Genomic DNA, 13,196 nt, shown 5'->3' on the forward strand with positions numbered 1-13,196 from the left:
ACTGCGTAACGCAGGAAGTGTATTGCTGACAAGTTGCTCCCCAGCAGAGCCTGTTTCCTCTTCAACTTCCTGATACAAATGTAGTTGTTTTTATGAAAAAAAATAAAAACGAAAAATAATACTCCGAATATTTGGATTACAACATAGAAGTAACTGTTTAAATTTTATACGAATATTTTATTATACCTTTTTCTTCGTTCATTTTTAGTCTGTTTTCGGCTGTTTTTTCCTTTCTCTCAACTCAACCAACGGTCACAGGAGCGAAGCGTATGTAAATAGCCCGCTATTATCGTTTCGAGGAAGAACCAACGGTCACAGGAGCGAAGCGTATGTAAATAAGCATCTCTAAAACATCTCTAAAAATTTGAACGAATAAAATTTAAACAGTTACTTACTTTAGAAAAGTGACAAGAGTAATGCATCTATTGCCCGTACAATTTCGCTGCGAGAGCCTGTAAACTTATTAACCATTACAGTGAAAGCATACTTCTTTTCGCCATCGATATAGTATCCCGAAAAACATTGTACGCCATTGATACTTCCGCTTTTCATCGCTATTTTACCTGCAAGCCTTGTGCCTTTCAGCCTGTTTTTTACCGTGCCGTCTTTTCCTGCTTTGGGTAGCGATTCGAAGAAATCTTCCGCATATTTGCTTTTGGTCTGCATATATACCAGCAGGTCGCACATAAATGCGGGGCTTACCGCATTGGCAGGCGACAGGCCGCTACCATCGTACATCATCAGGGCGTCAGTCTCCAGTCCGCGGCTTTTCCACAATTCTTTTGTTTTCTCTATACCTGCATCGAGTGCCGGATAGTAAATATCGCTGTTTTTTGCCCTTCCTGCCGTACGTATGAGGTGTTCGGCATAGTGGTTATTACTTCTTACATTGGTGTCTTTGATAATGTCTCTCAGTGGGAATGAGATGTGTGTATGAAATACCTTTTCATCGTAATATTTCCTGTCATTGCTGTACATCTGGCCTATATACCGGTCGTATGTATTTCCTATTTTCACGAGTATATAGCCATTTTCCTGTAATTGCCTGCCTACTAGCTGCCCGAGATATAATCCGGGATTAGGGATGTCTCCTTTGATGCTGAATGATGCCTTTCCTCCGGGAATATCTCCGGTAAGCAGCCTCTTGTTCGAGAGGGGGGCACCGTGTATATATCCGTTGTCACCTCCTCCGGTATTGAGTTGCATCCTGTTGTGGAACTCGATATCCATTTCAGGTTCTGTTTTTAGGATCACAGGGCAGGTATCGCGACGGACGGTGTTGAAATAGAGCTTGTAAGTATTATCAAAAATACTTATCCCATAGGTTGCTGCGCCGTAATAGTTCCCTATATCCTGATAGATCCAGCGGTCTGAGATGCCATCATAGCCAAAATAATCGTCTATTACGGTAATGTCCATACCGGCGATGGAATCAAAGTTTTCCATGATTTTATCTGTCCATTGCGATAAGAACATATTGGGGATGTTATCAAGATGCTCGGTGCCCAGGGTAGGGTCTCCGTAGCCGTGTATCAGCAGCCGCTTTCCGTCATTATTGTCTTTGGCCAGCGTAGTTTTGTATCTGTAATCCGGACCTAAAACCTCCAGTGCCGTGGCAGTAGTCACTACTTTGAGTATCGAAGCGGGAGTGAATGATTTATCCGCGTTATGGGATGCTGTTTGCTTCCCTGAGAAGTCTTTTACACAAATGCCTACCGAAGCATGTTTCAACCCTTTGTTATTCAAAAATTGTTGTATTCCCTGTTGCTTTGTTTGTGCTGACAATGTGTACTGTGCCAGAACAAAGAATAGTAATAAATAGTGGATTTTCAGATTCTTCATGAGCATAATGTTTTAAAAATAAATATCTTTGTAAAGATATAAAAATATAATAATTCGAAACCGCCTATGAACCAGCCTTTTGAAAAACCCTTTACATTCGACAGGACGATACGCATGCTTATCAGTGTTCTGGCAATAGGTGCGGGGCTTTATTTTCTCTATATCCTGAAAGGTGTATTGTTGCCTTTCCTTATCGCGTGGTTGCTGGCATATATGTTAAACCCTATCGTGCGTCTTTATCAGCGAAAACTCAGGTTGGCGCATTCCCTTGCCGTCGTTCTCACATTGCTTACGTTGGCTGCTGTTCTTACATTATTGGGTTTTGTCCTTGTTCCGCTTATCGAGAATGAGATATGGCAGATTAATGCACTGATAGCTACTTACGATTTATCTTCAATCAGCCAGAACGGGATTCCTGTGAGCATTGCCGATGCAATCGGGCGTTATATCGATTTCAAGGAAATACAAAGTAGCCTTTCGCGTGATAACCTCGTTGAAATCATCCAGTATCTGAGTCCTGCCGTAGAAGCGATATTTTCAAATACTGTTTCTTTCTTGCTTGGGCTCACTGTCGTTTTCATCGTTGTTTTATATCTTATATTTATCCTGCTCGATTATGATAAGATAAACGAACTGTGGAGATTTCTTATTCCTCCTAAATACCGCCCGGTAGTGAATCGTATTACTCTGGATGTGGAAACCAGTATGAATAAATATTTTCGTCATCAGGCTTTTATCTGTGTCATTCTTGCAGCATTATACGCGACCGGATTTCAGCTTATAGGCCTGCCTTTGGCTATTATGTTCGGTATCATTGTGGGGCTCGTTCACATGATCCCTTATTTGCAGGTAATAACCTTTCCACCGGCTATATTGCTTTGCTGGCTGCGTGCTTCGCAGACCGACGATAGTTTTTGGGTCATGTTAGGATTGGTTGCCCTTGTGTATGTTGTGGTACAGTGTATTATGGATTTGTACCTTGTTCCCCGTATTATGGGTAAAGCAATGGGGCTGAATCCGGCGATTATACTTCTTTCTTTGTCGGTATGGGGTTCGTTGTTGGGAGTAGTGGGGATGATTATAGCAATCCCGCTGACAACCTTGCTTTTATCTTATTACAAGGAGTTTATTGCATCTGCAGAAAGGATACAGGCTGCTGAGAATGCCCAGCAGGAGATTCCTTTTGACAGTTAGCAGTCAGCAGTCAGCAGTCAGCAGTCAGCAGTCAGCAGTTAACAGTCAGCAGTTAACAGTCAACAGAAAGCAATTAATAATGCGAATCAGGGGTTAAATGTGCCGTTAGGCACATCATATTGGTAGAAACATGAATAAAATTCGTTTTTTTGTGCCGTCAGGTACAAAACGTGAATCATTCTGTACATATTGCGTACCTGACGGCACACAATTGACTGATTAAAGCTTCTTTTTACCAACATTCAGTCCCTAAAGGGACAAAAATAGCACATTCAATTACTGATTGGCATTAATAATAAACAGTTCATTTGTAACTGCCCGCAGGGCGAAGTAACAAGGAACTAATAAATACTTAAATATCATGACTAAAACACATCAGCGCATCGATGTAGCGGATGCACTCAGGGGATTTGCTATAATGGGCATTTTCCTGCTTCATTGCATTGAACATTTCAACTTTTATTCTTTTCCCGAAACTGATAGTTCTATCTTGAAGTTTACCGATAAAATGATATGGGATTCCATGTTTTTTACCTTCGGGGGTAAAGCGTACGGTATTTTTGCGCTGTTGTTTGGGTTTAGTTTCTTTATTCAGGACAACAATCAGTTAGAAAAAGGGAATGATTTCAGATTAAGGTTTCTTTGGAGATTGTTCCTCTTGTTTATCTGGGGGAATATCAATGCCATGTTTTTTACCGGGGAGATACTGGTATTATATTCTATTGTCGGGGTTTTATTAATCTTTGTGGCGCGGCTCAAGACACGTACTGTTGCCATTGTAGCTACCATACTGATGCTACAGCCGATGGAATGGGGGAAACTGATATATGCTTTACTCAATCCTGATTACATTCCCGGAGAACCATTAGCCAATTATTATTTTGGTCAGGCTTATCCTGTGCAGGCAAACGGAACATTCCTTGAAACGGTAAAAATGAACCTGTGGGATGGTCAGCTTGCCAGCCTTACATGGGCTTGGGAGAATGCCCGCTTTTTCCAGACTCCGGCTCTCTTTATGTTCGGCATGTTGATTGGGCGCAGTGGTTTATTTAAATATAGCGATCGGAATGTATCTTTTTGGATAAAGGTATTCGTTATCGGCATCATTTGCTTTTTCCCATTAAACGGATTGGTAGACCTTATACCTAAATTTATCGAAAATAAGGCTGTATTAGGCCCTTTGGCTTTAATCATAAAGTCATTGGCTAACATGGCGTTTATGTCGTTCCTTGTTTCGCTTATCATACTTATCTATTACAAAACCGTTAAAGGGCATAATCTGTTGGATAAGCTCCGTCCTTATGGAAAGATGACCCTGACTAACTATATCATGCAGTCGGTTGTCGGTTCCGCCTTATTCTACAACTGGGGGCTGGGATTGCATAACAAGCTGGGCGTGACCTGTTCTTTCCTGCTTGGTATTGTATTGTTCTTACTACAATATCTGTTTTGTTACTGGTGGCTGAAAAAATATAAGCACGGGCCACTGGAATATGTGTGGAAGAAATTGACATGGATAGGGAAGAAATAAAAGGGTGATCCGGTTTTCTTCGTTGTTTCTGAATGTAGTAGGGTGTGCGAAAAGTCAAAAAACCTGTTTAGATTATTTCGATACAATTTAAACAGGCTCTAATATTTTGAAGGTTTTCCTTTTTTGTAAAACGTCTCTATTTTTCAGATCGAAAATCTTTAAAATTGAAAATTTCTGTTTTTTTTGTACCTTTACACACCTTTTTGATCGTTTATAAGTAGCGAGGGCAGAACCAAGGATTTATTTTCTGTTATGCCGGGTCACGAAATAACATTCACAGAAACGAAGTGTATGTAAAAACGACAAATGAAATTGAATATATAAATTAAACTAATTATAATGGAATTAACAGCTAAATTGATTCAGATAATGCCCCTACAGACAGGGATGGGGAAAAACGGCGAATGGAGAAAACAAAATATAATACTCGAAACAGATGGGATGTACCCTAAAAAAGTATGCATTACACTGTGGGGAGATAAAATAAATGAATCGGTATTGCAGGAAGGCAGCATACTGAACGTTTCCTTCGATATCGAAAGCCGCGAATACAACGGCAACTGGTATACCGACCTCAGGGCATGGAAGGTAGAGCCTGCAGGTGCGGGTGCTCCTGTTCCTCCACCGGCCTATGGCGCGGCTCCTCAGCAACAGGCTCCGGCTGCTCCTGTCGATTTTAGCGGCGATGATGGGGATGACTTACCGTTTTAAACCGGTATTTTATAGCTTAATTATTTGTCCCTCAAAAAATAAATATTATCTTTGCACCTCGTTATAAATAAATTATAAATAATTACTTATGTACTTAGACTCAGCTAAAAAGCAAGAAATCTTCGCAAAATACGGAAAGTCTAACACTGATACTGGCTCACCTGAGGCTCAGATAGCATTGTTTTCATACCGTATTTCGCATTTAACTGAACACTTGAAGTTAAATAAGAAGGACTATAACACAGAAAGATCACTAAGACGCCTTGTAGGTAAACGTCGTCGTTTACTCGATTATCTGGTAGACAATGATATCGAAAGATACCGTGCTATCGTAAAAGAATTAGGACTTAGAAAGTAATTCTTTCCGTAGAAAATTTAAAGGAGATTGTTTCAACAGATTCAATCTCTTTTTATTTTTGTATATTCTGGAAAATAAATTGTCTTATATAAGTAGTATTTTACTTTAGGCACGGCCCCTACAATGGAGAATACGGAAAAGAAAAAGGTAACATTATAAAACAACAAAAAAGTGTCACTTTTGTCACTTTTTCTATCTAACAATAAATATATCAATATGATGGAAAAACTAACAATTATAAAAGTAGGAGGGAAGATAGTAGAGGAAGAACAATCCCTGCGGCAACTATTAAAAGACTTTTCGCAAATAGAAGGTTTTAAGATACTGGTACACGGAGGTGGCCGATCTGCTACAAAACTAGCCGAAAGGCTGGGTATAGAAAGCCGTATGGTGGATGGACGGCGCATTACGGATAAGGAAACCCTTGAAGTGGTCACGATGGTATATGGGGGCCTTGTAAACAAGAATATAGTGGCAGGGCTACAGGCTCTGGATATAAACGCGTTGGGGCTGACCGGAGCCGATATGAACATTATCAGGTCGGAGAAGCGTCCGGTAAAAGATATCGATTATGGCTACGTAGGGGATGTGAAAGAAGTAAACGCGGAAACATTGTCAACCCTTATCCGTCAGGGAGTGGTAATCGTACTGGCTCCGCTGACACACGATAAGCAAGGCAATATTCTGAATACAAACGCTGATACTATGGCCGGGGAAACAGCAAAGGCTTTGGCCGGTAAGTTTGATGTCAGGCTTATTTATTGCTTCGAGAAGAAAGGTGTACTGATGGATGAGAACGATGATGATAGCGTGATACCTGATATAGATAAAGACACTTTCGGGCAGCTGGTCCGCGATGGTATTGTACAGGGGGGGATGATTCCCAAGCTGGAAAACGCATTTGACGCGATAAGCAAAGGCGTAAAAGAGGTAATAATCACTAAAGCTACTGAAATAAAGGGTAATACGGGGACTAAGATTACATAATAATAGGGAAGCTTTATAAATGTGAATTATTTTTGAATGGGGCGATACTTAAGGAAAAAGCTCTATATTTGAATTAAGAAAAAGATATAATAAAATATTCGTCTTAGTACATGACAAAAAAATATCCAATATGGAAAACATTGATAATTAACAAATTGTCCGAAAGGCAAAATATATGCTGTCCTGCCTTTCAGACAGTAGTTTCTAAGCATTGCAATTTTCGCAGGCCGATGCCCCAATGTCTTCAAGCTAAGGCTGAAATAAGACGGGCTTTCAGCCCTGATCTTTGGTTCCATAATCCTTAAGTTGATGACACTGGACCGATAACCTTCGGTTATGAATTGAATTGAAAATCAGCGGAGCTAAAATCGGCGGAGCCAAAATCTGGTTTTTCAAGCCTGTTTCAATGTTTTTTTGTCATGTACTAAAAATATTCGTATAAAATTTAAACAGTTACTAACTTAATTAGCTTATTTTATGAGAATAATCATCAAGACAGGATTAGCCGCAATCGTGTTTTTAATTGCGATCTCTGTCAATGCACAAGACAAGCCCCTTACCTTTGGGATTAAAGCCGGAATGAATATCTCTAACTTTAGCGGAGACGGGGTTGACGACAGTGATGCCAGGATAGGATTTAATGCAGGTGTAACATTGGATATTACTCTTACTCCCGATGTTTACCTGCTGACCGGATTAGAGTTTACGACAAAAGGGGCAAAGACAAAAGGTCTGGTAAATGCTACAGATGCTAGTGGAGCATTAATTGAAGGTTCAGGCAAATGCAATCCCATGTACTTACAATTGCCTCTCCATATAGGCTATAAAATAGGGACTTTGGGTGATATGAGATTTGTAGTCCATACAGGGCCTTACATTGCATATGGTATAGCTGGTTCTTACAAGGTTGATGGTAAGGCTGCCGGAATGGAATCTATTGACACCGATATTTTTAGCAGTGCATTTTTCAAAAAATTTGATATGGGATTGGGTTTTGGTGTTGGTGCCGAATTTGGTAAGATCTGCACTGCTATAAATTGTGACTTTGGCTTGATAAATATATCAAAGATGGAAGGGGAGAAAATCCGGAATATGAGCGTCGCTATCTCTGTAGGATATAAATTCTGATAATAGAGTTTATATTCAATAAAAGAGTAAGATGCATATTTTTAGGAGTTTTAGTTGCCACGACTTTCAAGTCGTGGATAATAATACAGATAGAAAACGACTTTAGTCAAAACATTTTGGCTAAAGCCGGACGCTGTTTCGAAGAATCGGCGGAGCCGGCGACAAAGAAGGTCATAATTTGATAGTATAGTTCTACTTTTGGGACAGCTCCGACAGTTTTTTTGATATGCTTTCCTTATTTGAGTTAAAACACAATATACCAAAACAAATTTCACCTCCTTATTGTTACCTTTGCGTACATAACAGAACAGCCGGATGGAAAATAAATTCTATAAGGAATTTGGAGAACTTCTCTCAAAACATTTCCCTTATAAAGTACAGAAAATATCAATCAATGCAGGATTTACCTGTCCCAACAGGGATGGCTCGAAGGCTGTGGGAGGCTGCACATATTGCAACAACCAAAGCTTTAGCCCGGGGTATGGAGGTAAACAGCGGAGTGTAAGCGACCAGCTAAAAGACGGGATAGCCTTCTTCTCCTACAAATATCCAAACATGAAATATCTGGCTTATTTCCAGTCATATACCAATACTTATGACAGTGTTGACAAGCTGATAGAACTATACGAAGAGGCGTTATCTTATCCCGATGTGGCCGGCCTTATTATCGGTACACGCCCCGACTGTATGCCGGACGAACTGCTTGACTATTTCGCTGAATTGAATAAAAGGACATTTCTCATCATCGAGTACGGACTGGAATCAACACTCGATCCCACCCTGGAATTTATCAACCGGGGACATACCCATCAGGAGAGCGAAGAAGCTATCAGAAAGACTGCCGCCAAGGGAATCTACACAGGGGCACACCTTATTCTGGGCTTACCGCACGAAAGCCGGGAACAGATACTTGCCCACGCCGATGTTGTGGCAAAGCTGCCTCTGACAACGCTGAAACTGCATCAGCTCCAACTGATAAAGGGCACAGTGATGGCAAGGCAGTACAGGGAGCATCCCGAATGGTTCAACCTCTTCGAAGTGGATGATTATATTGATCTATGTATTGATTTTGCAGAAAGATTAAACCCGGACTTTATAATAGAACGCTTTATATCGCAATCGCCAAAACAACTGCTTATAGCACCCGACTGGGGGTTGAAAAACTTCGAATTTACCGCGAAAGTAATGAAACGCTTCGCGGAAAGGGAAACGTTTCAGGGAAGGTTATTTATTTGATTGCTCTTTATTTTTATCTTTCTTCTTTCCTGTGAAGAAGTTCTTGACCTTGACAAAAAATCCCGTGGCTTTCTTTACAAAGTTCTGCTTTTTTTGCGATACTCCCGCCGATTCTACTATCGCAGGTTGAAGTATCTGCCAAAAATAGTTGAATGTGGAATGATACGGGTCGCGCCCGATAGACACATGTGCTTCTCTTGGCTTGGAGTTAGGCTTGTTGGGATTATTCGACCTCACTATTATATTTGCCAGACGGGATAAGAACTTGTTTTGCTGTTCGGTTTCAATATCTTTCAGAACAGATACTTTCAGGTCATTATAAAGGAACAGCATATCGGCAGTCGCCCCCGTAGATGATGCCTCGGCACTAAACCTGAAATCTCTCAGCATACCGCTTTGTATTTCAGCCTTGGCAAGGGGCAGGAAAATACCATTCAGGTTCATCAGGTCGAAGTCCTTTATATTCGCGCTCAGGGTAAAGCAATCATAATCAGGGTTTACGGGAATATTCCATTGGGCAGTAAAATAACCATTCATAAACCGTCCGTCAGCATCCAGTTTTATAAACTGATTTGGGTATAAAACAATGTTGGTCAGGCCAGTGAGTTTACCATTCATCTTGTCAAACCTGATTTTCCCTGTAACAGTACCGTTTCTGGGCAGTTCTTCGTATAATACCGAGAAATTACGGACATCAGCCGTGTCTATATCCAGTTTCAGAGGAAGCTGTTGTATCTTCTCATATATCAACGGCATTATATTGTGAGACACTTCTATCTGCTGATTTTTCAGGTTTTGCAAATTCACGTCCTTCACTGCCAGCTTAGCCGCCTTCAACATATTATCAGAAAAGTAGGCCGGAAAATCCAAGCCTGAAAGTGTAATATCCCCAATGCTCACATCGAACCAGTCTTTATGCTTCGGATGCTTATAGGCAAATTCGAACTTCGGATAAGCCGATTTCATCGTTATATCCGACATTTCGGCAATTTTCTGTTTCTGGTCGATCTTTATATTCCCAATACCCAGTGTGTAAAACCCGTCCATAATAGGAAAAGCCAGATCCTTTGTATCGAAACGGATGTCTGACATATCGAACTTCCGTTTATCCGTATCTAGCCTAAAATTGCGAATAGCAAGGTTGGTCTGATTTACTACCTGATGTTTTTTTACCTCTTCATTTAAAGAATGGGAGTAATTGATATTCGCATCCGACAGGTTAAACTCCCTGACTGATAATGAATGAAAGTAAGGCTCGATAAGTGAATAGAAATCTTTCGGCGAAACCGGTACTTTCAGGCTATCTGCAACCTCTGCCTCTACATCATTTCCCTTCATATTCAATACAGGCTGCTCTATGTTGATTGTGGCTAGACCCAGAGAAGAAGCATTATCCTGTATCTTCCAGTTAAAGCCGGAGAAATCGAATTGCTTCATCCTGAAACCGAGCGTATCGGCGGGACGTTCTAAATCGAGGCTGGCATTGGATACGATAAATTTGCCGATATTCACATTTTCCCCTAAAAACTTAAGGTCTAATTTATCCTTTCCTTTCTCATTCCCTTTTCTGTCTCCGCCCTTCTCCGCATAATAGACATGAGGCGACCGCAATATAAATTCTCCTATACGGAAGTTATGCAGCAGATCCCATTTCAACGATCTCAACTGTAGATTGGATAATGAGGTTTGCAAGCTGTCATTTGTCGTCCTGTCCAGATAAATAACCTTTGCATCGTCTAAAGAGACATTCTCCGCTACCAGACCGGTAAGCAGGGATGTTATTCCTGAAGGGGCAGAGTCTTTCGCCTTCGCCTGTGCATCCTTTGTTTTTATAACCCGTATTTGCGGCGATTTTATAACAAAATCGCTGACGGCAAGTATCTTCTTCTTATCGTAGGTATCGTTATTGAATCCTGTTGCCCTGATAAGCGGGGTGTTTATCTCATAATAGGTGGATGGAGCCTGTTTCCACGTTTTATCCTGTGGAATAAGCCTTACCCCCTCCAATATCATTTTTCCCGAACGGGTAGAAACATCGGCGTTGCTGACTTGCAACCGGTAATATTTCCCCGGTAAATAGTTGTCGAAGTTCCTGATTGAAAAAGCGATGTCGCGATATGTGAACAGGTAAGGAGATGTGTTGCGCGTCTCTTTATTAATAAAGAAATCGGAAGCGCTAAAATTAAGATTATTCAGGCGGTAAGTCTCCCCCGCTCTCTTATCGTGATAGACAAGGTTGGCATTCGTAAGCTTTATTGCCTTTACAAGCAAAAAGTCGGAATAGGGAGTGAAAAAGTCCAGCGCATCTTCTGTTGTCGCCGGGCTTTTATCCGCAGATGTATCCTGTGGCTTCTTCGTCAGTTTAAAATATTCCACGTTGGCAGAATCGACAATGATTTCACCGGCTGAAACACCTGTACTGTAATCCAAGCCACCCACGTCAATGAGCCGAATACTCCCCGACAGATAATCCTTCTTCGTATTGGTAGATATGGGGCTGATCCTGATATCCGATATACTAAAGTCCTGAGTGGAGGTATTCAGATAGAGCCGTTTGACATTGATATTCGCGTTGTTACTCCTTTGCAGGCCGCTTATATCTTCTCCTACCAGCGCGAAATTATCTACATACCAGAACTTTTTTTGCCGTTCGGATAACGGATTGACAAGGAAATTATTCGCGTGGAAGTCGAACTGCCCGAGTGTATAGATATCCGTATATTCGCCCTGCGTATAGGTGTAATTGAATTTAGTCTTTTCTATACCTATCTTATCTATAGAAATACTGTACAGTATGGGCGATATTATCGAATACAAAGACCATGTCTGGTCAGCAGCGTCGTCCTGCTTTATACCTATCGTATCGCCTTTTACGCTATAGTATTCTATACTGGTGGAGGTAATGTCAAACGTACGGGCATGGAGATGATTTAGCCCTTGTTTTCTCTCAAAACCGGCACCTTGTACCAATACTTCGTCAATTCTGGCATTCAGGTAGCCTCCGGCCTTTTCCAGCCTGCCTTCCCAAAACTTATCTTTGGGATGTATGTTCACTCCTTCTATCTGAATAACAGAGTCGATCGTGCTTAACTTGATATTTTGCGTATTCAGAATTATCTGGTCACTATACAAAAGTGATTGAGGCTTACTTGCCGAAAACTCGAAATTATCACAATAGAGGAGTTTGCCCGAAAGGGTCGAATTCTCATCTAAACGGAAATTATAGGCATGGAAATTGGCCTCCTGCAAGGAGTAAATAACCGGAGAAATGGAATCAACCACTGTATATGAAACATTCGCGTCCGTCAGGTTTATCTTGTCTACGGTAAGCAAATCGATATAGGGAGCCACTACCTGATACAATGATTTCAACTCGCCATCTACATGTTTCCGGTTCAGGGTGTCTGTGGAGTAAGTCGGCTCAAATATCTTTAGATCCGGCGCCTTTACTTCAAACAGGCTAAATTCCAGTTTCTTGTAATTCCTGCGCCAGGTAAGGTTAATTCCTTTAAAATGGATTTCCCCTATATTGATGTCATAATATACATTGGGCAGGCTGTCTGTTTTTTCCCAGCGGTTGAATACAAGTGAATCGGGAGTAAACTTTATACCCCGGATAGAAAGTTCTCCTGAGAATAAACCGATAGAAAGGCTTTCGAATGAAAAATGATAAAAACCGTCCGTAGCATCAGAGACGGCTTCGCTGAGCTTTTTATTCAACTTGTCTTCGAGACGGTATGTCATATACCAGTTGATTAAAAATCCCCCTACGATAAGCAACGCCAGTACAAGCAGTGAGGTCTTAATTATCTTTTTCCTGTTTTTAGCCATCAAATATTGCCAGTTTCGCCTTGTGTATTACTATTTAACAAATGTTGCAATATTTTGTTTGGAACTACCTGTAAATAAAAATATTCCGGATGGATGGAATTTGATTTGATCCTTTTTTATTCTGAAATTAATATTTATTGACGTATCCCATATCGTAGCTGTAGGGGCGAACCTGTGTGTTCGTCCCCTTTCTTTGAGGGTGTGTCAAAACTAAGAAATTGACGCATCCTCTTTCTTTTTGTGGGATTTATCTTCTTTCTTTTTTACGCTGCCCATTTTGCTTGGTTCATGGATTTGATTGAATTTAGGTCGCATATAATTTGAAAACGAGTAGTCTTTAGTGTATTTTTCTCTCTATTTGCGCTTTTGTTTGCCTGT

The 13,196-nt window shown here is 40.8% G+C and carries 9 protein-coding genes; 7 read left to right on the forward strand and 2 right to left on the reverse strand.

Annotated features, from left to right (window positions below; genetic code table 11):
• Positions 1-396 precede the first annotated feature (396 nt).
• Positions 397-1,842, reverse strand: a complete 1,446-nt coding sequence (gene dacB / locus D0T84_RS18790) for a D-alanyl-D-alanine carboxypeptidase/D-alanyl-D-alanine-endopeptidase (RefSeq protein WP_163309395.1) — start codon at positions 1,840-1,842, stop codon at positions 397-399.
• 66 nt (positions 1,843-1,908) lie between these two features.
• Here dacB and D0T84_RS18795 point away from each other — a divergent pair, with 66 nt between their 5' ends.
• The 7 genes from D0T84_RS18795 to D0T84_RS18825 all read left to right on the forward strand — a co-directional run bounded on the left by D0T84_RS18795 (position 1,909) and on the right by D0T84_RS18825 (position 8,987).
• The gene (locus D0T84_RS18795) at positions 1,909-3,036 is read left to right on the forward strand and encodes an AI-2E family transporter (RefSeq protein ID WP_163309396.1); all 1,128 of its coding nucleotides are present in this window, start codon (positions 1,909-1,911) and stop codon (positions 3,034-3,036) included.
• 361 nt (positions 3,037-3,397) lie between these two features.
• Entirely contained in the window at positions 3,398-4,567 is a 1,170-nt protein-coding gene (locus D0T84_RS18800; RefSeq protein ID WP_163309397.1) for a DUF418 domain-containing protein, read from the forward strand.
• Positions 4,568-4,906: 339 nt separating this feature from the next.
• Complete coding sequence (locus D0T84_RS18805; RefSeq protein ID WP_163309398.1) at positions 4,907-5,278, forward strand: DUF3127 domain-containing protein; 372 nt, start codon at positions 4,907-4,909, stop codon at positions 5,276-5,278.
• Between the two features lie 88 nt (positions 5,279-5,366).
• Entirely contained in the window at positions 5,367-5,636 is a 270-nt protein-coding gene (rpsO, locus tag D0T84_RS18810) for a 30S ribosomal protein S15 (protein WP_163309399.1), read from the forward strand.
• Between the two features lie 219 nt (positions 5,637-5,855).
• Positions 5,856-6,623, forward strand: coding sequence for an acetylglutamate kinase (argB, locus tag D0T84_RS18815; protein WP_163309403.1), 768 nt, complete (start codon positions 5,856-5,858; stop codon positions 6,621-6,623).
• 477 nt (positions 6,624-7,100) lie between these two features.
• A complete protein-coding gene (locus tag D0T84_RS18820) occupies positions 7,101-7,751 on the forward strand; it encodes a porin family protein (RefSeq protein ID WP_163309400.1) in 651 nt (216 codons plus the stop codon).
• Positions 7,752-8,066: 315 nt separating this feature from the next.
• A complete protein-coding gene (locus tag D0T84_RS18825) occupies positions 8,067-8,987 on the forward strand; it encodes a TIGR01212 family radical SAM protein (protein ID WP_163309401.1) in 921 nt (306 codons plus the stop codon).
• Here the strand turns inward: D0T84_RS18825 and D0T84_RS18830 are convergent.
• Complete coding sequence (locus D0T84_RS18830) at positions 8,976-12,818, reverse strand: DUF748 domain-containing protein (RefSeq protein ID WP_163309402.1); 3,843 nt, start codon at positions 12,816-12,818, stop codon at positions 8,976-8,978. The genes D0T84_RS18825 and D0T84_RS18830 overlap by 12 nt on opposite strands.
• Positions 12,819-13,196: the final 378 nt, after the last annotated feature.

Source organism: Dysgonomonas sp. 521 (assembly GCF_010501055.1).
GTDB lineage: Bacteria > Bacteroidota > Bacteroidia > Bacteroidales > Dysgonomonadaceae > Dysgonomonas.

Coding starts and splice junctions, on each gene's coding strand:
- dacB (WP_163309395.1), bottom strand. CDS start 1,842: ATGAAGAATCTGAAAATCCACTATTTATTACTATTCTTTGTTCTGGCA.
- D0T84_RS18795 (WP_163309396.1), top strand. CDS start 1,909: ATGAACCAGCCTTTTGAAAAACCCTTTACATTCGACAGGACGATACGC.
- D0T84_RS18800 (WP_163309397.1), top strand. CDS start 3,398: ATGACTAAAACACATCAGCGCATCGATGTAGCGGATGCACTCAGGGGA.
- D0T84_RS18805 (WP_163309398.1), top strand. CDS start 4,907: ATGGAATTAACAGCTAAATTGATTCAGATAATGCCCCTACAGACAGGG.
- rpsO (WP_163309399.1), top strand. CDS start 5,367: ATGTACTTAGACTCAGCTAAAAAGCAAGAAATCTTCGCAAAATACGGA.
- argB (WP_163309403.1), top strand. CDS start 5,856: ATGGAAAAACTAACAATTATAAAAGTAGGAGGGAAGATAGTAGAGGAA.
- D0T84_RS18820 (WP_163309400.1), top strand. CDS start 7,101: ATGAGAATAATCATCAAGACAGGATTAGCCGCAATCGTGTTTTTAATT.
- D0T84_RS18825 (WP_163309401.1), top strand. CDS start 8,067: ATGGAAAATAAATTCTATAAGGAATTTGGAGAACTTCTCTCAAAACAT.
- D0T84_RS18830 (WP_163309402.1), bottom strand. CDS start 12,818: ATGGCTAAAAACAGGAAAAAGATAATTAAGACCTCACTGCTTGTACTG.